Source organism: Streptomyces sp. NPDC056835 (genome assembly GCF_042789485.1).
Classification (GTDB): domain Bacteria; phylum Actinomycetota; class Actinomycetes; order Streptomycetales; family Streptomycetaceae; genus Streptomyces.
On the sequence record NZ_JBHUBB010000007.1, the window covers coordinates 223,222 to 241,189 of the forward strand.

A 17,968-nucleotide genomic window follows, 5' to 3' on the forward strand; every position below is an offset into this window, starting at 1 on the left:
AGGCTGTCCTCTCCGGCGATCAGGTGCGCGGGCACTGTTCGCCGGTCCTGACCACGGTCACCTCGACCGGGGTGGTCACGGGATGGACTCCGGGCTCCGGTATCTGGGAGCACACCTTCCAGTTGCCGGCGAGCAGTTGGGCCCGGTCTTCGCGGGTGGCGTCGCTGGACTCGATGCGGTTGAAGCCCTCGGCGCGGGCCCGGCTCTGGGCGTGGGACAGCGTGAGGCCGTGCAGATCGGGCAGGGTCGCCCGTTGGTTCTTGCTGTGGTTCGACAGGGCCAGCAGGGCGACGATGATCACGGCTGCGACGAGAAGCTTGCGCATCGGGCGCTCTCCCAGTGTTCGTCTTGCGGGTGACGAGGAGTGGGCACGGTCAGTGTTTGGGCCTGACGAGGCCGGCGTCGTACGCGAGGATCACGGCCTGGACGCGGTCACGCGCACCGATCTTCGCGAGGATCCGGCTGACGTGTTTCTTCACGGTCGACTCGGACAGGACGAGCCGTTCGGCGATCTCGGTGTTGGTCCATCCGTTGCCGATCGCGATCAGGACCTCGCGTTCCCGGTAGCTGAGTTCCTGGAGCCGGGGGTCCGTGAACGATGTGGGGTCGGCCGGGGCGAGTACCTGGTGGGCGTACGCGTCCAGCAGGCGCCGGGTCAGGCTCGGGGCCACGACGGCGTCGCCGGTGGCCACCGCCTGGATGCCCGCCACCAGTTCCTCGGGGCGGGCGTTCTTGAGCAGGAAGCCGCTGGCTCCGGCCCGCAGGCCCTCGTAGGCGTACTCGTCCAGGTCGAAGGTGGTCACGATGAGGACGCGGGTGCGCCCGCCGGTGGCGACGATCCGGCGCGTGGCTTCCAGTCCGTCCATGCCGGGCATACGGACGTCCATGAGGACGACGTCCGGCCGTAGTTCGGCCGCCAGGCGCACGGCCTCGGCCCCGTGCGCGGCCTCGCCGACCGGGGTCACGCCGGCGGTGCCTTCGAGGAGCATGCGGAAGCCGAGGCGCTGGAGGGGTTGGTCGTCGACGATCAGCACGGTGGTGGTCATGACGCGTGTCCGACCTCCCTCCCGTGCGCGGGATCGGTGGTCGCGTCGAGCCGGACGTCCACGAGCCAGCCGGGCCGGTCGTCGCGCGCGCCGATGGTGACGGTGCCGCCGTAGAGCGCGGCGCGCTGGCGGATGCCGATCAGTCCGTGGCCGGGCTCGTCGGCCGCTGCCGCGGGCGCCGCGGGCGCGGGAGCGGGAGCGTCGGGCGGTGTGCCGGTGTCGGTGACGCGGATGCGTACCGTACCTGCCTCGGCGGTCACGGCGACCTCCGTGCCTGCGGCAGGACCGGCGTGTTTGAGGGTGTTGGTCAGGGCCTCCTGGACGATGCGGTACACGGCGAGCTGAAGCCCGCTGCCGAGCGCGCCGAGGTCGCCCGTGGTGCGGTAGGCCACCGCCAGGCCCGCCGCGCGGACCCGGGCGAGGAGCGCGTCCAGGTCGTCGACGCCGGGCTGCGGGCTGAGCCGTCGGTCCGCCTTGTCCTCGTCCTCGCGCAGGATGCCCAGTACGCGCCGTAGTTCGCCTATGGCCTGCCGGCCGGTGTCGGCCAGGATGCGCAGGGCCGGAGCCGCGCGCTCGTTGTCGCGGGCGGCCAGGGTCCCGGCGCCGTCGGCGAGGGTGACCATGACCGAAAGGCTGTGGCCGACGATGTCGTGCATCTCGCGGGCCACGCGGGTGCGTTCGGCGGCGACAGCGAGTCTGGCGCGCTGGTCCCGTTCGATGTCCAGGCGCCTGGCACGGTCTTCCAGCGACGTCAGGTACATCCGGCGGATCCGTACCGTCAGACCGCTGGCGATCGCCGCGATCGCCGCCACCAGTGGGGAGAGCAAGGCACTCACCCGGTGTTCCGCGGACACCATGACGAAAGCCCACAGCAGAGTCTCGGCGGCGAATGCCGCCCCGGCCCAGCCCAGCAGGACGAGGGAGCCGTGCCGGGCCAGGGCGTACAGGGCGACGAGCGAACTGATGACGGCCGAGAGTGCCAGTCCCAGCGCCACCTGCACCAGGGATACCACCACGGTCACGAAGAACACGGTGGCCGGGGCGCGACGGCGCCACCACAGCGGCACGGTGAACGCGGCGGACAGGATGTACGGGACGGCGGCCGGCAGCCGCGCGCGGGCCCCGGCTTCCTCGTACTCGGCGTGTGCGCCTTCGGAGAGCAGGTCGGGCAGGCTCAGTCCGGCGACGCACAGCACCACCGCGGTGTCGAGCAGCCAGGGATGCCGCCGGTCCAGCTCCCGCAGACGGTGGCCGAGGCGCAGCAGACCGCCCAGGGCCGGGTGTCCCCAGGCGCCCTCGGACCCGAGCGGCGGCGGTGCCGTCGATGGGGCCTGCTCCGTGGTGGCCGCGCGGTCAGGGCGCATGCGCCTCATTGTCACCGTATCCATCGCTGTGCCGGTCAGACGTCGGTCCGCTTCAACCGGATGGCCGCCGCGGCCAGGGCGAGAGCCACCCATCCGGCGAACACCACGAAACCCGCGCCGGGCGACAGCGAGCCCGACGCCGTGTGCAGGGAGTAGACGGCCGCACCGGCGTTGCCGGGAAAGTAGGGATCGAGCGAGTCCTGAAGGTCACCGGGCAGCACCGCGGCCAGACCGGGCAGGAGCATCACGATGCCGACCAGGGCGGCGATGCTCCCGGAGGTGGAGCGGACCAGCGACCCCAGGGCCACGCCGAGCATGGCGAACAGCGCGAGGTAGACACCGGCACCGGCCAGGCTTCGCAGCACGCCGTCGTCGCTCAGGGCCAGCGCGATCCTCTCGCCGTGCAGACCCACCGTGCCCAGTCCGAAGGCGACCAGCGCGCCGATCGTGGCGAGGACCAGCACCAGCGAGCCGATCACGGCACTCTTCGAGGCCAGGACCAGTGCGCGCCGCGGCACCGCGGCGTACGTCGAGCGGACCATTCCGGTGCCGTACTCGCCCGCCGACATCAGCACCCCGAGCACGCCGACGATCAGCCCGGCCATGGATGTGCCGGTCAGGGCCAGGCTCACGGCGTCAATCGCCGTGGCGTCGCCGGGGCCGACGGCGGTCGGGCGGTACAGGGCGGCGGCGATCACACCGAACGCGATCAGTACGGCCACCGAGACCGCGAGCGTGATCCAGCTGGAGCGCAGCGACCAGAACTTGCTCCATTCCGATCGCAGCACCCGCCGACCGGTCACCTTCCACCCGGTGCGGTCGGTGGATACGTGGGTATCGGTGAATAGACGGGTAAGCGTGGCGGGGATCATCAGGCGGCCTTCCGATCGGTGTCCGCAGGGGCGTCCACGGGGGAACTGTGGTACTCCACGGCGTCGCGGGTGAGTTCCATGAAGGCCGTCTCCAACGAGACGGACTGCGGGGTCAGTTCGCGCAGCGCGAAGCCGCACTGGGCGGCGAACAGACCGATGTCCCGGGCCGTCCACCCATGGATCACCAGTTCCTCGTCGGAGGAGGAGCTGATGGTGATCCCTGGTGCGGCCAGCAGATCCCGCAGCTTCATGGCGTCATCGCTGACGACCTTCACCCCGCCGCCCCCGGCCTGCCGCGTGAAGTCCGTGAGCGAGGTGTCCGCGAGCAGCTGCCCCCGCCCGATGATCACCAGATGGTCGGCGATCAATGCCATCTCGCTCATCAGGTGTGAGGACAGCAGCACGGCCCGGCCCTCGGCGGCCAGCCCGGACAGCAGATTGCGCACCCACAGCACGCCCTCCGGGTCGAGGCCGTTGACCGGCTCGTCCAGCATGATCACCGCCGGGTCGCCCAGCAGGGCGGCGGCGATACCCAGCCGCTGGCCCATACCGAGCGAGAAGGCACCCACCCGCTTGTGGGCCACGCTGCTCAGCCCGGCCAGCTCGATCACCTCGTCGACCCGCCGGCGCGGAATGCCGTGCGTGTGCGCGAGCGCCGTCAGGTGGCCGAACGCGCTCCGCCCGGGGTGGACGGACTTGGCGTCCAGCAGGGTGCCGATCTCCCGCAACGGCGCGGCATGCCGGGCGTAGGCGCGCCCATTGACGGTGACCGAGCCCGCGCTCGGGGCGTCCAGGCCGACGATCATGCGCATGGTCGTCGACTTTCCCGCACCGTTCGGCCCCAGGAAGCCCGTCACCTCACCGGGCTTCGCGGTGAAGGACAGACGGTCGACCACCGTCTTGTCCCCGTACCGCTTGGTCAGCTCACTTGCCTCGATCATGGCTTCGGTCCTCTCGTTCCTCGAACGCGGGCCGCGAACCTCCGCGACCCGCGCATTCGACGCTACGAGCAGGACGGGCCGGATCTCTGGGACCGAGGGCGATACCTCGCGGTGTCACTGGTACCGCGGTACCAGTGAGCCGTCATCCTCAAGTCGGGCGGCGGGGCCTGGCCCTACCGGGGCTCCGCCTTCTCCCACGGGTTGACCCCGAGCTTTCCGGTGGTTCCGAGATCGAGGCCCGGGGTCACCGTCACCGGGTCAGCGCCGGCCTTCACCCGGACCCGCACATAGGGCACGTTCACCGGCGTACCGGACTCGGTGGTGTTGCGCCAGACCAGGCCGGCGGTCGCCGACTCGCCCGGCCTGAGCGTGACGGGCCGGGGCTGCCCGTCGGGCCCGGCGCCGGTGGTGATCTCGCCGCTGCCGTCGAGGATCTTGATGCCGTCGACGGGCTCGCGGTCGTCGTCCAGGAGTTCCAGCAGCGGGTAGCCCTCGACGGTGTAGTCGCGCGTGCCGCAGTTGTCGAGGTGCAGACCCACGACGCGCAGTCCCATGGCCGCGTCGCCCTCGTCGGCGCTGACCCGGATCCCGGAGGCGGGGCACGTGCCCGGCTCGACCGGCGCCTCGCCCGCGGGGACCTTGGTCACGTCGAGCACCTTGGCCCCCGTCACCCGCGGCGCGGAGGGCGGCAGGTCCCCGGCCCGGACCGTGCCCCGCACGGTCTTCCCGGGGCGGACGTCGCGCACGGTCGCGCTCTGGTTGGTCACGGCCCCGCCGTCACCGCTCATGAAGGTGAAGACAACCGAGTAAGTCAGGGTCTCGGTGCCCTCGTTGGTGATCTCGTAGGCGGCCATGACCCCCGAGTCCAGGCCGAGGCTGCCGGCGGAGACGGAGAAGCTGCGGGTGGGCGAGGGGGAAGCCGACGGAAGGGTCAACGAGGTGATCCGTACGCCGTCCATGCCCGAATCGTCGACCTGCGTGCGGGACGGCGGTACGGCCGCGCTCGCGACGGTGTTCCCGGCGCCCGCGTTCTCCGTCCCGCATGCCGTGAGCATTGGAGCGAACGCGGCGAGAGCCGCCAGGAAGGGCGCGGTCGCGGCGAGGCGTGGGCGAAGAGGGGCTGGTCTGCTCATCCGGTCATCTCATCAAGGCGTGGACCCCGCACGGGTGATGGAGGCCACAGTTCGGGTCACAGGGGTGTTACAAGTGGCGGCGGTGGGGGATCTGCGCTCCGGTTTCGCCCGGGCGCTCCGCTCCCGGCCCCGCCCGGACGTGATCGTCGCCCTGACGGACGGTCAGACGCCTTGGCCCTCCGCGCAGCCTCCCTGTCGCACCGTTGTCGGACTCTTTCCCCGTCCGGCGAGCGCGGTGGACGAGGAAAACCCCGACTACGTCCCGGACACCCCGCCGCCCTGGGCGCGTGTCGTCACGATCTCCTGAGAATCGGGCAACGCCCGGTCGCTGAGACAGAACCCGGACGTTTACAGGATCATTTCAGGATCGGCTCGGCCCTAGTGTCATCGGTGTCAGCAGGAAACACCGCAACCGACAACCGCTGGAGATCAAGATGCGTTCGCGTCTCACCGCCCGTTCCGCCCGCCTCTTCCTGGCCGCCGTTGCCGTAACGGCCCTCGCCGCCACCACCACGGCGTGCGGCCCCGAAGGCGTCGACGCCGCGGCCAACGCGACCTCCTCCTCCACCGAATCCCCCGACACCGGTGGCAACGGTGGCAGCTCCGCCACGGACGGCTCCGGCTCCAGCACCAGCGACTCCGGCTCCGGCTCCGGCTCCGGCGAATCGAAGAGCTCCGCCTCCAGCGGTTCCACCGACAAGACCGACTCCGGCGACGGCGGGAAGAGCGGCTACGGGCAGTCCTGCGGCACCAACGACCTGGACTTCACGGTCACCTCGGAGTCCCAGGCCGGCGGCTACTTCCTCGTCACCGCCAAGGCCAAGTCCGGCATCACCTGCTACCTGGATATCAACACCCCCAGCGTGTCCTTCGGGTCCGGCGCCGACGGCGTCGCCTCCCCCGTCGGGCAGGGTGGCGAGGACCCCATCAAGCTCACCGGCTCCACCGCCGCCTACGCCGGCGTCAACCCCAAGACCACCAACCGCGATTCCGGCAAGGAGTTCGAGAACGTCATCATCGGCGTCAGCGAAGAGGACCCCAACCCCGCCGAACTCAAGCTCCCCGACACCGCCACCGTCGACAAGCCCATCGTCACCGGCTGGGCCACCAACCCCGCCAACTCCGTGCCGATCATCGTCTGACCCACCCGCGCCGAGCACCGACCCACCGCACTTCACGCTGCCACCGACGCCGTCGTCGCCCGGCCCAGTCACACGACCGGCTGCCTGAGTTGGGCGCCATCGGCACCGCCACGGAAGACAGCGACATCAGGGCCTCCCGATGCTCCTATGGCTTCAACAGCCAAGAGCTGTTCAGGAGGCCCTGACCTCATGTGCTGGGCACGCCGGGTTCCCCGAATGAGACACCAGTTCGATCCGCATATTCCACGAACGGTGGGAAGGCAACAGCTGAGAGACGCCCTTGTTGTCGCCGTTCGGATCGTTGGAGCCGCCGTTCGGATCGCCGGCGCCGCCGTTCAGTTCCTGGTGAGCGGGCGCTGGCCGCTGCTGAACGCGACCGTGCCCGTGACCTTCAGGGCACCGCCGCTGCCGTCCGCCGGCGTGCCGGTGAGCTCCCAGGTGTAGGTGCCGTCGTTGACGTACCGGCCGTCGTCGGTCCGGCCGTCCCACGAGAACGAGACGGCGGCGGCGTATTCCTTGGCCGAGCCCGTGAACACCGCGCGGCCGGTCTTGTTCCGGACCGTCACCCGGGCGTCGGTGACGGGCTTGGACAGCTGCCAGTCCGCGTCCCACACGGCGTCGGCGGACTTGAGGTCGGTGGACCGCTCGACCCGCGACTCGATCTCGGCCACCTGGGAGGCGGCGACGCCCGAGTCGACCACGGTGATCCGGGCGCTGCCCTCCTTGGCGTACGCGACCGCGCCGCCGAAGCGGTCGGCCTCCACGAGCGGGCCGTTGTACTGGGACGCGAACGCCTCGATGGTGCGCGTCGCGTCCCCGATCGGCGTGAGGTTGAGCTGGGCGCGGTCCCGGTCGTACACCACCACGTAGCCGTCGCCGAGGGTGCCGCGCGGGGCGTAGAGCGACTGCTGGGTCTGCGTGTTGTACACGCCGTGGCCGGAGCTGATCGACCCCGAGGGGTAGCAGTCCCAGTACACCCACGGCCCGGCGGTCTGTAGCTGCTGCGGCAGACAGCCGTCGGTGATCTGCTCCGTGGCCGTCGTCTCACCGGACTTGAGGTCGACGGCCTGGAGCGTGCCGTCCGTATCGCCCGGCATCCACAGCTTGGTGCCCCATACGGCGAGCCCGCCCTGGCCCTGGTGGACCCGGACCACCTTCGGTCCGCCGGGCGCGTCCAGGTCGACGACGTACTGCCGGTCCTCCGCACCGCGTCCGGAGTCGCCGAACACCACATAGCGGCCGGAGGCCGAGCGCACGCCCGAGTAGTGGCCGGAGCCTGTCGGCATCTTCTCGCCGGTCTGCGGGTCCACGGCAGGTACGACGGTCGTCGTGCCGTCCGCCCCCAGCACGACGAGCACCTGGGCTCCGTCCGCGTCGGTCGTGGCAACGACGGTACGGCCGTCGCCGGTGCCGACCGGCTGCCGGTGGTCGTAGACACGCTGTGCCGCCTCGCCGGTGGTCCGCGCGTCCGGCCGCGCCAGCAGCGACCGCTCGCCCGCCGACTGAGCGGCACCGAGGATGATCTGCCGCTGGAAGAGCGCCGGAAGATACGTGGTGTCGGACTCGGCCGTGACCAGATGCCCGGCCGTGATCGACAGCTGCGTGAGGTTCCCCTCCTTGGGTGCCACCTCGCGCACCGTACGCGGCACGGGCGCCCCGTCGTCGCCGACGGAGATCCGGCGTACCGCCCAGTCCTCGGCCGAGGCGCCGCCGGTGACGGCCACGCCGCCGCCGGGGACCTGCGCCATCCGCCGGCCCGCGTGTTCCAGCAGGGTCCTGGGCGCGCCGCCGGCGATCGGCAGGGCGGTGAGCGGGGCACCCTGGCGGACCAGGAAGTCACCCCCGCTCTGCGTGAACTGACGTGTGGTCAGCAGCCAGTCACCGACGAGCCCGAGCCGCGGGGTGCCCTCGCCGTCCGAACCGAGCTCAAGCTTGGTGTCGGCCGCCTCCGGGGTGGCGCGGGGGAGTACGCGGGCCGTGGTGTTGCCGCCCTCGGGCGAGTACCAGGCGACGTACGCGTCGGAGAACACGACCTGGGCGTTCGTGCCGGTGGCACCCGGAAACACCGGGGTGACCCGGGCCGTCGCCAGGTCCAGCAGACCGACACCGCGGGTGCCGTCGGGGTGTTCGTACGAGATCGCCACCGAACGGTCGTCGCCGCCAAGTGTCATGGCGTCCTCGGCGACCCAGCCGTTCAGCCCGGTGACGAGGGTGTCGGTGAGTTGTCCGTCCGCCATGCGCAGCACATGCAGGACGTCCTTGGCGCCGTCCGCGGCCCGGGTGGCGGTGAGCACGGCGGAGCCGAAAACACCACGGTAGAAGTGGCCGGTGGGGAGCGTGTACGTGGTGGTGGTGCCGGACGTCATGTCCATCACCTTCACCCGGCCCGGGAAGTCGTGGATCGCGACGACATTCCCGCTGGTGACCGAGACGTGGCTCGCTCCGTCGATCGTGTTGATGTCGTCGTACGGGGACGAGACGGGCAGGTCGACCGGGGTACCGCCGTCGGGGGTCCAGCGGTAGTAGCCGAGCGCGGGGCTCTGGCCCTTGACCTCCGTACGTTCCACGACGCCGCCGGGCCCCGCGCCGTACACGGGGTTGGCGACCGGCTTGAAGCGGTCCGGAGCCGGGATCGTCAGCGAGGAGGTCGCGGCCTGAGCGCCCGGCAGCAGGAAGGGCAGGGCACCGCCGGCGGCGGCGAGGGCCAGGGTGGTGGCAAGTCCGCCGCGTATGAGTGGTCGCATTCGGTTCGGCTTGTGGTGTGCGGTCACAGAACACCTCCAAAAGGCATGGCGAAGTTGGCCGTTCGACGCAGACCCACGGAGTCCGGCGCGGAACAGCCGTCGGGAAGGCGCGACAAGCTAACACGGCAGGGGACGGGGATTCGATCAAGTGTACGAAATGGCGGTGACCGGTCAAAACGGGCGCGCGTGAGGTGCGAGAGGGCTCGAACGAACCGGGTGTCGTCCGTGACTGGTCAAGCCGACCGGACAAGTAGCAGGCCGTGCCGTGTACGGCGAAACCCTCAACGGTCGGCTGCGGGCGGTCGCGAGTCTGTACCTCCTCCACCTCGGCGTGCGGCCGAAGCTGACCAGCACCCGGTCCGACCGATGGCCACCGCATCGCGAGCACGGCACCGACGTCGTGCTGACGAACCCTCCGTTCAACATGAGCGGCGCACCCGGTCCCGGGCGCCGGACGGGAAACCGGCCGGCCGTACGGACCACCACCACGGGGCAATGACAATTTCGCCTGGGTGCAGTACGTCCTCGACGCGCCGGCACCCGGCGGTCGAGCAGCGGTGATCATGCCGGTGAAGGCAGACAACTCGGTGAACACCGCCGAACGCGAGATCCGCCGCGCCTTGTCCGCAGGGGGGCCGTGATCGCGACGCGATCACGGCGGTGGTCCGCCCATGGCTCGACGGAGAGCAGTGCCCGGACGGCGAGGAGTACGCGGTGTGTGCTGCCGACCGAGGCTTCTCGGCTGCCGTCGTGCCACGCGAGGACATCGTCGGCGAGGAGTGTTCGCGTGGCACCTGTGGCCGGCGCTGTACGTTGCCTGCTCCATGGTGGTTGGCCTCGTCGTGAGCCTGCTGGTGCTCCGATCTGGCGCTGACACCACTGATGTCGTGCCGACAGGGGGAGGCGGCTTCGCGACCTCCCTTGCCCTGCGCCTCGCACTGCCCGCGGCCGTGCGTGAACTTAAGCGGCAGGGCTGACCGGATGGACCGTCTGTGCGGCTGAGCCCGGTCGACGGGGACCCTCGGGCCAGCGACCTGAGGGTTTCGCGTCCGGGCGAGTGACGAGAAGCGGAAATGCCGACGTACGAAGGCTCAGCCGCGCACGTCCCCGGTCAGATCCTGGCCACGGCCGGCACGGATGCGGCGAAATCGGCGATCGCCTTCCGCAGCGGTTCGGCCGCGGTCTTCGGATCGGTGCGGGTGTCCAGGCCGAGCACCAGGATGCGCCCCACCAGTCCGCGCGGCCCACGGATTTCCAACTGGTGGTCGGACCGTCCTTTCGGGTCGGGGTGGACCACCAGGGCGAGGGGATTGCCGGGGTCGGTGTAGCCGGCGATGTAGGTGAGGAGTTGGTGGCGGTCCTCATGCGAGACGTTCGTCTTCGCGTAGTTCTTGTACTTCGCGTCCACGGCCAGGTAGGGCGTGGTTCCGGGGGGTGCGGAAGGCGGGGCGAAGGACAGCAGTACGTCGGGGGGGAAGTGCGGGGTTCCGCTCCCGTGCCTTCCGTGCGTCCGGATGCGGTGGGCCGCGTCCAGGGCCCACCGGCCACCAACAGCAGCCGCTGCTTCGGCCGCCATCCGCTGGACCACGCTCTGCCAGAGATAGTCCAGCTTGAGCAGCAGCCCTTGCGCCCCGAAGCCGTACGGGTTCAGCAGATCGTTGGGTCCGCCGCCGCCGAGCACCATGCGTGCCCACGCGTGGGCGGGCCGGTAGTGGTCGTTGAGTACGGAGTACCGCCCACGGGCGAGCAGCGGCAACGCGTCCGGGCCCCGGAGAGAGGCCGGGAAGTCCTCTGCCGTGGCGGCCAGTTGGTGCTTGAGGAGCGGATCGCTCACTTGGCCGGCCGCGGCGGCCAGGGCGGCTCCGCACACCAGGTTCTCCCAGCCCCCGTCCTCGTACTCGAAGGTCCTGACGTGCAGCTGGTCGACCGCGCCGAAACATCTGGTGGCCTGCGCCTCTACGTTCAGCCGACCCCGCAGCGTGGTGTCTACACGCTGTCGGCGTACGTAGTCCCTGCGCAGACCGCGGCGCAACAGCAGGCGACACTCGTACAGCAAGGCGGCGGGTACCAGCCCCGCGTACCCGTCCTCGCCGAGAGGCCAATCGCGCAGACCCTCGTCGGTGGTGCTGTTCTGTCCGTTGGCGTACGAGAGCCAGTCGATCAGTCGATTGCCCGCGATCGGGAACTTGGGGCGGAGCACCAGCCGGATGCGGCTGAGCTCCAGAACCCCGGTGATCGTCCGTGCGGTGAGGACACAGTGGTCGTGCTTCTCGATCACACCGACGGCCTTGAGCTCACGGAGCCTGTGGAGATCGGCGGAGCTCAGATCTGATTTCGGCACTTCGCAGGACTCGTACTCGTCGAGCGTCACTTTCCGCCTGGCGGCTCCCCGCGGCACCCGGCTACCCCTCGTTCCATTCGGGCTCGGCCGACGCGCCGTCCTCGTCGACGGTCCCGGCGGTGACGAAGACCTTCGCCAGCATGCCCGGAAGGTCCCTCGGATTCGTCTGAACGACCCGTCCCGTACTGTCGTCCACCAGCTCGCCCAGCACGGCCCGCAGCATTTCGGGGCGGCCGAGGCAGTAGTCCGTCACGAGCGGCACGATCTCGTGGTGGAAGGCGTGCGAGAGCTGCTCCGCGGTGGCGAGCGGCCGGTCGTCGGAGAGGAGGTACGCCTGGCCGAGCAGATGGTCCGGGCCGAATTGCGCGTCGAGCCGCTCGTTCAGACCCTCCAGCAAGGAGGCCAGCCCAAGCCCTTCGACCTCGCCGTCCAGAGAGTCCGGGTCCGGCTGTACGTCGAAGAACGCGAATCTGCGCCGGATCGCGGAGTCGATGTGGCCCACGCTGCGGTCGGCGGAGTTCATGGTGCCGATGATGCGGACGTTCGGCGGTACGGTCCGGCGACGCCCGCTGGTCGGTAGGGTGATGGAGACCGATCCTCGCTTGTCGAGTTCCAGCAAAGTGATCAACTCGCCGAGAATGCGCGGCAGATCACCGCGATTGATCTCGTCCACGACTATCAGGAAGGTGTCGTCCGGGGCTATCTCGGCCGCCGCGCAGACCCGGAGGAAGACCCCGTCCTTCATCTTCAGATGGAGCCCAGCCCCGTCCGCCGTCGTATCCGGCCTGAAACCCTCGACGAAGTCCTCGTACCCGTAGGACGGATGGAAGGTCACCATCGTGAGCCGTGCCGCCCGTGGTTCCTCAGGCCCTCCCGCTTCGCTGGCCCCTTCCGCCTCCTCGGGCACCGCGGACAGTTCCGCGAGAACCGCGGCCCGCTCTCCCGGAGTCGCCTCGATCAGGTCCGCGCGTCCCGCAAGGGCGAGGGCGACATTGAGCGCCAGCCGGGTCTTGCCGGTGCCGGGCGGGCCCTGGAGCACGACCTGCCCCTTGTGCTCCAGCAGATCCCGTACTTTCCGTACGTCATCGGGAAGCTCGGGCTGCCCGGCCCCCTCCGCCGCCGCGGCCTTCTCCACGACACCGGCCTCACCGGCCCCGTCGGCGTCACCGGCCAGGCCGAGGAATTCGTCGGCGTCGCGCCGCCCTCGCCGGATCTCCCGCATCAAGGTGCCGGGCACCTTGGCGAGCGTCTGCTGCCAGGCGTGCCGGGGCGCATCGAAGCTCTGGGCGTACGAGGTGTCCCAGTCCACGCCCACGGTGTGGCGGTGCGACTGTGCGCCGGAATCGTACGCGTACCCTCCCACGACGGTGCCCACGGCGAGCACCTCCGATTTTCCTCGGTTGGCGACGACGAGATCGCCGCGCTCCAGGTCGCGGAAGGCCAGCATCTGCCGTGCAAGCCGCAGGTTTCCGCCGGTGCTGCGCGGCCACTGCTGGTCCAGCGCGGCCTTGAGCTCCTGGTCGCTCTCGTACTGCACCAGACTGCCGACCTCGTCCCAGGCGATCCGGATACGACGGTTCTGAAGGCAGTCGTCCCAGAGGCTCGCGCGTTCCCCGGGCGCGATCTTCCAGACCACGCGGTCATGTGGACGCGGATCGTGGAAGGCGTACAGGAAGTCCATCACCTCATGCGGACTCCACCCCTTGAACTCCTCGTACTCACCAAGGAGTTCGAGCAGCTCGCGGTTTGCCCGCCAGGTACGCACACCGGAGGAGTACGCACGCGGCCTGCCGCCCAGCAGTGCGGTGAAGTGGCGGATGTGCGCGGCTGAGAAGATGGGCAGGAACTCACCGGGGAAGTAGACCGCCAGTGCCTTGGTGGTCAGCGCCTGTCCGTACGACAGCGACTCCAGGTCGTCCAGAAGGTCGTACGCCCCTTTCCGCCCCGCGTCGAAGGCCGTCACGAACTCGGAGCGCACCTGGGCCCACGCCGCTTCCACCTCAAGCCCGCTCAACGCGCTGGGCACGACTCGCCACTGGCCCGACCGGTGCTGGTAGACGATGTGCTTCGCCGCGCTGCCGCCGCGGATACTGCCGAAATTGTCGGTGCCGTACTCCATCAGCCGGCAGAAGGAGAGCCCGTTCCTGCGGCTGTCGGGCCCCAACGCGTACTGCGCCAGGTCCAGCCCTCCCCAGCTCTCCAGCGGAAACGAGGCCAGCACCTGCCGCCGCTCCTTCTCCGCCAGGTTGGCGGCCTGCTGCGCTCCCTCCCGATCAAAGTGCGCAATGCGCGCAGCGAGCCCTTCCCGGAACTGCCCACCCTCAGCCATGTGCGCATTCTTCGGCATCGGGCCGTACCGGAACAGCAACTTCAGGAAACAGTTCCTGCCCGCTCTTCGCGGATGCCTGCGGCAACTCCGCCTCCAGCAGGTCGATGGCCCGCTGCGACTGCGGGCCGGGAAGGGTGAAGTCGTCCGTCGTGCTGCCGGAGACGCTGCCGACGCCGATGCCGATGCCCGCGGCGGCCGGCCTCCTCCTTGAGACGGAGCCGCCAGGTCTCAGCCGAACGCGCGGCCCGCCGGCAGCGCCATGGTCTGATCCCACAGCTCCTTCTGTACGCGCGGATCCCGCCCGGGTTCGGGACACTCCAGCGGCTTGGCGTCGCGCACGGAGAAGTAGCCGCCGCTGGTGTGTGCGAAGGCGGGGTCCGTGGCGAGCCGGACAATGATGCCCGCGCCCTTGCGCGGGTCACCGACGCGCAGCGTGTTCAGCACCCGCCGCAGCACTTTGGACCCGGGCAGATCGCGTCCCAGGCCGGTGGCGTTGAAGCCGGGATCACAGCAGTTGACCGTGACCTTCGCGGGATCCAGGCGCCGGGCCAGCTCCTGCGTCCACATGATCGTCATCAGCTTGGTCCGCCCGTACAGCGGCATCGACGCCCGGCGGGTGTAAGGGGCGACATGGCGCAGGTCCTCTGCCGGTGAGATCGACTTCGCCTGCTGGGACGCCTCGGAGGCGACGTTGACAATCCGGGACGGCGCCGAGCCCAGGAGCCGGTCGGCCAGGGCGTGGGTCAGCACGAATGGACCCAGATAGTTGACCGCGGTCATGACCGCGAAGCCTTCGGTGGTGGTGCGCTGCGAGAAGGCGTGCAGCCCGGCATTATTGACCAGCACGTCCACCCGCGGGTAGAACGCGGCGATCTCCTGTCCGACCCGTCGAGCGTGTGAGATCAGGCCCAGATCCGCGTAGAAGACGTCCATCGGCGCGCCTCCGGCCACCGCCTTGAGTTCACTCATCGTGGCGTCGGCCTTGGTGCGGGAGCGGGCCACCACACCGATGCGGTAGCCGCGGCCGGCCAGGTCGAGAGCGGCAATACGGCCCAGGCCGGAGGTGGCTCCGGTGATCACGGCGACGGGACGGTTCATCACTTCACTCCATTCATGAGGTACCTCATGATTTCTGTGTGGGACGATACCCGACACCATGAGCAAGCACGAGGCGACCACCGCCGACACCGGCCCTGAACAGGTAGGACTGACCTTCCTCACCGTCGCCTACGGCCTGCGCGGAGCGGTGGACCGGCACATGCGGTCCACCGTGGGACTCTCCCTGTCCCGCACCAAGGTCCTCCAAGCCCTTGCCGCGCACGGCACCCTGCACCAGGCCCAGCTCGCCGACACCATCGGCCAGGCACCCCGGTCCGTCACCCAGATCGTGGAAGGACTCGAACGCCTCGGCCTGGTCTCCCGCGCGGACGACGCCGACGACCGCCGCCGCAAGACCGTGTCCCTGACTGCCGCGGGCAGCACCACGCTGGCGGCAGCGGAAGAAGCAGGCGCGCATGTCCTGCACAAGCTCTTCGGCTCGCTGGACCCGCAGCAGTTGAAAAGCCTCCAGGCATCGCTGGCTCGCCTCGACACGGCGCTCGCGGACTGAGCTCGGGAATCAGCCCTGGAGGCGGGATCGCTCAGCAACAGCGGTTCTGTCTCCGCTGCATGCCCTTGGCGGAGTCCGCGGAAAGTGCGTGGGTTCGGAGCAGCCGCTCGGACGGCTTGCTCCGAACCCACGGGCTGGTCAGTTGACGGTCAGGACCGCCGTGTTGTTCGTGAGGTCGGGGTCGAAGTCGAAGGGGTACTCGCCGAACTCGCCGAACGCGGGGTGAATGCTCACGGCACCGGTCGCGCCGGGCACCACGGTGTCGACGCGCACGGAGAACGCGAACGTGCGCTGGGTGTCCTCAAGCACCCAGTACGGCAGGTCGCAGTCGTAGCGCGGGGCGCCCGTCCGCTTCGGGTAGTAGCCGCCGCCGAGCGTGCGCGGGTAGCAGCCGGACGGCACGCCGGTGACCGTGGTGCCCTCGGGCACGATCAGCCGGACCTCGGCGACCGGGTCGCCGGAGCCGAGGTTGCCGAGCCAGGCCGGGCCGTTGTTCTTGAACGTGAGCTCGGCCGTGGCCGTCTCGCCCGCCACGCCGGAGACAGCGTCACCGGTCACGGAGAAGTCCGCGGTGTTGTCCGCGCCGATCGGGAGGGCCACGTAGTCGTTCTCGGAGTCGATGTCCTGGGCGCCGTCGCCCGGCTCCACGTCGATGTCGAGCCGCTCCTTCAGCGCGTGCGGGGCGAGTCGCACTGTCAGCGGCTCGGGCAGCTCGAAGGAGTCGCCCGGCGCCAGCACCTGGTCGAACGTGCAGACCGCGGTGCTCGACGGTGCGTAGTCGTCGCCGTCCGACGTGGTGTAGGTGCAGGCGTCGTACCGGGTCAGATCCGTCAGGCCGTAGGAGGCGTACAGCTTGACGGTGAACCCGTTCGCGCTCTCGTTGCCGTTGTTGGTGACCTTGAACGGGATCGTCCGCTCGTCGCCGGGCTGACCGACCTCGATGCCGGCGACGGGGTCGATGGCGAGGTCGGGCCCGGCGCCGACGGTGAGCGTGGTGTCGAAGCTCTCGTGCGGCGCGGTGAGCGTGCCGTCGGGCCCGCCGGTGGCCGTCGCCTCGTAGGTGATCCTGGCCTGCGCGCCGACCTCGGCGCCGTCGGCCGCGCGTACCGTCAGGAGCACCTGGTCCTCGTAGTCGCCCCCGATCGCGGGCACCACGGGGATGTCGCACACCGCGCTCGTGCCGCTCGGCGTGCAGTTGTCGGGCCAGGTCACCTCGGCGACCCCGGCGAGGCCGGAGACATCGACGGTGAGCCTGCCGTCGGTCACCGTGAAGTTCTCGTTGTCGTGGTAGATGCCGACGCCGAGGGTGCGGGACTGCGGCTGACCGCCGTCGGTGCCGACCGGCAGCGTCTGCTCGTACGGCGTGTTGATCCACAACTGGTCGGTCTGCGGCGGGTCGTCGTCGGCGAACGCGGGCGCGGCGAGGCCGACAGTCAGCAGACCGGCCGCCATCGCTACGGCGGCGCCGGATCTGAGACGTACCGGGCGTCCAGCGGAGAACAGTCTCATTGCTACCCCCCAAGGGTGTGGTAACGCGACTGACGCGCCGGCAGCCCCGGCGCACCGGAGGGATCATCACATGGCAGGAGTTCCCGCCGCGCCCCGGTTTCCGGCCCTGTTGGAGAGCACCGGCTGCTGGCGCGGAGGGACTCGTCATGGCTCGGACGCGCGTTCCCGGGTCGTGCCGCTCGGCCGGCTCGGCCGGCTCGGTCAGAGACCTACGGTGTCCGCGAGACCGTCGGTGTGGGCGCGGAGGAATTCTTCGGGGTCGCTGAGTGTGTCCGCCGCGTAGTGGCCGAAGGCGTCGAACAGAATGGCGCCGATGACCGCGGACCACAGACCGTAGGCCCGGGAGACGTTGCCCACCGGCATCTCGAAACCGAACACTCCCCGCAATCGCTCCATATCCGCGCGGACGGTCGGGCTGAGCGGCGCCTCCACCGTTCTCAGCTCGCCCGCTCGCCAGGCGTCCTCGACCAGTCCGGCGAGAGCGAGGGCGAATCGTGTGCCGGGCTGGACGGTCTGGTCGCCGGGAGCCGCGTAGCCGGGTACCGGTGTGCCGTAGAGCATGGCGAACCTGGACGGTTCACGAACGGCCCAGGCGCGCGCCGCGAGTGCTGCCACCTCAAGCCGCTTGCGGTACGAGAGGTTCGACGCCGCCGCGAGGGCCGCGTCGACCTCGTCGGCGAGTTCGTTGTACGCGTCGACGATCAGCAGGGTGATGAGCGCTTCGCGGTCACGGACGTAGCGGTAGAGCGCCGACGGGACGACTCCGATGTCCCGGGCCACGGCCCGTAGGGACAGGTCGGCCGGAAGTACCGTGGCCAGGTGTTCGCGTCCCACACGCACGATGTCACGCATCATCTGCTCGCGTGCTACTTGCCGTGGAGTGACCATGCGTCCACCTTATAAGTCGACGGTGTGCCCTCTTGGACCAACGGTGCTCC

General features: G+C 70.1%; 15 protein-coding genes and 1 pseudogene. 4 read left to right on the top strand and 12 right to left on the bottom strand.

The window, feature by feature from the left end:
• Positions 1 to 19: 19 nt before the first annotated feature.
• From ACFRMN_RS10535 to ACFRMN_RS10560, 6 genes are all read right to left on the bottom strand, one after another.
• Positions 20 to 325, bottom strand: a complete 306-nt coding sequence (locus ACFRMN_RS10535; RefSeq protein WP_383016366.1) for a PASTA domain-containing protein — start codon at positions 323 to 325, stop codon at positions 20 to 22.
• Between the two features lie 49 nt (positions 326 to 374).
• Entirely contained in the window at positions 375 to 1,046 is a 672-nt protein-coding gene (locus ACFRMN_RS10540) for a response regulator (RefSeq protein ID WP_383016369.1), read from the bottom strand.
• A complete protein-coding gene (locus tag ACFRMN_RS10545; protein WP_383016372.1) occupies positions 1,043 to 2,410 on the bottom strand; it encodes a sensor histidine kinase in 1,368 nt (455 codons plus the stop codon). Before ACFRMN_RS10545 ends, ACFRMN_RS10540 begins: the two co-directional genes overlap by 4 nt.
• Before the next feature lie 35 nt (positions 2,411 to 2,445).
• A complete protein-coding gene (locus ACFRMN_RS10550; RefSeq protein WP_383016375.1) occupies positions 2,446 to 3,282 on the bottom strand; it encodes an ABC transporter permease in 837 nt (278 codons plus the stop codon).
• A complete protein-coding gene (locus ACFRMN_RS10555; protein ID WP_383016378.1) occupies positions 3,282 to 4,223 on the bottom strand; it encodes an ABC transporter ATP-binding protein in 942 nt (313 codons plus the stop codon). Before ACFRMN_RS10555 ends, ACFRMN_RS10550 begins: the two co-directional genes overlap by 1 nt.
• 173 nt (positions 4,224 to 4,396) lie before the next feature.
• Positions 4,397 to 5,356 (bottom strand): DUF4232 domain-containing protein, encoded by a 960-nt coding sequence (locus ACFRMN_RS10560; protein ID WP_383016381.1) that lies wholly within the window; start codon positions 5,354 to 5,356, stop codon positions 4,397 to 4,399.
• 75 nt (positions 5,357 to 5,431) lie between these two features.
• Between ACFRMN_RS10560 and ACFRMN_RS10565 the strand changes: the two are divergent.
• Positions 5,432 to 5,663, top strand: a pseudogene (locus tag ACFRMN_RS10565) (hypothetical protein); the annotation flags it as partial.
• A 127-nt stretch (positions 5,664 to 5,790) separates the two neighbouring features.
• Positions 5,791 to 6,498 carry a hypothetical protein gene (locus ACFRMN_RS10570; protein WP_383016384.1) on the top strand — a complete coding sequence of 236 codons (708 nt, stop codon included), beginning with the start codon at positions 5,791 to 5,793 and terminating at the stop codon, positions 6,496 to 6,498.
• A 335-nt stretch (positions 6,499 to 6,833) separates the two neighbouring features.
• Here ACFRMN_RS10570 and ACFRMN_RS10575 read toward each other — a convergent pair whose 3' ends face one another.
• Positions 6,834 to 9,242, bottom strand: a complete 2,409-nt coding sequence (locus ACFRMN_RS10575; protein WP_383016387.1) for a FlgD immunoglobulin-like domain containing protein — start codon at positions 9,240 to 9,242, stop codon at positions 6,834 to 6,836.
• A gap of 512 nt (positions 9,243 to 9,754) precedes the next feature.
• Here ACFRMN_RS10575 and ACFRMN_RS10580 point away from each other — a divergent pair.
• Positions 9,755 to 9,883 carry a hypothetical protein gene (locus ACFRMN_RS10580; protein ID WP_383016390.1) on the top strand — a complete coding sequence of 43 codons (129 nt, stop codon included), beginning with the start codon at positions 9,755 to 9,757 and terminating at the stop codon, positions 9,881 to 9,883.
• 470 nt (positions 9,884 to 10,353) lie between these two features.
• Here ACFRMN_RS10580 and ACFRMN_RS10585 read toward each other — a convergent pair whose 3' ends face one another.
• From ACFRMN_RS10585 to ACFRMN_RS10595, 3 genes are all read right to left on the bottom strand, one after another.
• Complete coding sequence (locus tag ACFRMN_RS10585; protein WP_383016393.1) at positions 10,354 to 11,613, bottom strand: PE-PGRS family protein; 1,260 nt, start codon at positions 11,611 to 11,613, stop codon at positions 10,354 to 10,356.
• Positions 11,614 to 11,644: 31 nt separating this feature from the next.
• Positions 11,645 to 13,912, bottom strand: a complete 2,268-nt coding sequence (locus ACFRMN_RS10590) for an AAA family ATPase (RefSeq protein WP_383016396.1) — start codon at positions 13,910 to 13,912, stop codon at positions 11,645 to 11,647.
• Between the two features lie 228 nt (positions 13,913 to 14,140).
• Positions 14,141 to 15,010, bottom strand: a complete 870-nt coding sequence (locus ACFRMN_RS10595) for an SDR family NAD(P)-dependent oxidoreductase (RefSeq protein ID WP_383016399.1) — start codon at positions 15,008 to 15,010, stop codon at positions 14,141 to 14,143.
• Between the two features lie 58 nt (positions 15,011 to 15,068).
• On the opposite strand from ACFRMN_RS10595, the gene ACFRMN_RS10600 reads away from it, so the two are divergent.
• Positions 15,069 to 15,521, top strand: coding sequence for a MarR family winged helix-turn-helix transcriptional regulator (locus tag ACFRMN_RS10600; RefSeq protein ID WP_383016402.1), 453 nt, complete (start codon positions 15,069 to 15,071; stop codon positions 15,519 to 15,521).
• A 138-nt stretch (positions 15,522 to 15,659) separates the two neighbouring features.
• Here ACFRMN_RS10600 and ACFRMN_RS10605 read toward each other — a convergent pair whose 3' ends face one another.
• Positions 15,660 to 17,030: a hypothetical protein gene (locus tag ACFRMN_RS10605; RefSeq protein ID WP_383016405.1), complete on the bottom strand. Its 1,371-nt coding sequence runs from the start codon at positions 17,028 to 17,030 to the stop codon at positions 15,660 to 15,662.
• A gap of 201 nt (positions 17,031 to 17,231) precedes the next feature.
• On the bottom strand, positions 17,232 to 17,918 hold the full coding sequence (locus ACFRMN_RS10610) for a TetR/AcrR family transcriptional regulator (protein ID WP_383016408.1): 687 nt from the start codon (positions 17,916 to 17,918) through the stop codon (positions 17,232 to 17,234).
• Between the last annotated feature and the right edge of the window lie 50 nt (positions 17,919 to 17,968).

Bases quoted from the DNA above. Each gene is read 5' to 3' on its own strand.
- ACFRMN_RS10595 (WP_383016399.1), bottom strand. From the start codon at position 15,010: ATGAACCGTCCCGTCGCCGTGATCACCGGAGCCACCTCCGGCCTGGGC.
- ACFRMN_RS10605 (WP_383016405.1), bottom strand. From the start codon at position 17,030: ATGAGACTGTTCTCCGCTGGACGCCCGGTACGTCTCAGATCCGGCGCC.
- ACFRMN_RS10570 (WP_383016384.1), top strand. From the start codon at position 5,791: ATGCGTTCGCGTCTCACCGCCCGTTCCGCCCGCCTCTTCCTGGCCGCC.
- ACFRMN_RS10600 (WP_383016402.1), top strand. From the start codon at position 15,069: ATGAGCAAGCACGAGGCGACCACCGCCGACACCGGCCCTGAACAGGTA.
- ACFRMN_RS10560 (WP_383016381.1), bottom strand. From the start codon at position 5,356: ATGAGCAGACCAGCCCCTCTTCGCCCACGCCTCGCCGCGACCGCGCCC.
- ACFRMN_RS10550 (WP_383016375.1), bottom strand. From the start codon at position 3,282: ATGATCCCCGCCACGCTTACCCGTCTATTCACCGATACCCACGTATCC.
- ACFRMN_RS10575 (WP_383016387.1), bottom strand. From the start codon at position 9,242: ATGCGACCACTCATACGCGGCGGACTTGCCACCACCCTGGCCCTCGCC.
- ACFRMN_RS10555 (WP_383016378.1), bottom strand. From the start codon at position 4,223: ATGATCGAGGCAAGTGAGCTGACCAAGCGGTACGGGGACAAGACGGTG.
- ACFRMN_RS10545 (WP_383016372.1), bottom strand. From the start codon at position 2,410: ATGCGCCCTGACCGCGCGGCCACCACGGAGCAGGCCCCATCGACGGCA.
- ACFRMN_RS10610 (WP_383016408.1), bottom strand. From the start codon at position 17,918: ATGGTCACTCCACGGCAAGTAGCACGCGAGCAGATGATGCGTGACATC.
- ACFRMN_RS10535 (WP_383016366.1), bottom strand. From the start codon at position 325: ATGCGCAAGCTTCTCGTCGCAGCCGTGATCATCGTCGCCCTGCTGGCC.
- ACFRMN_RS10590 (WP_383016396.1), bottom strand. From the start codon at position 13,912: ATGGCTGAGGGTGGGCAGTTCCGGGAAGGGCTCGCTGCGCGCATTGCG.
- ACFRMN_RS10540 (WP_383016369.1), bottom strand. From the start codon at position 1,046: ATGACCACCACCGTGCTGATCGTCGACGACCAACCCCTCCAGCGCCTC.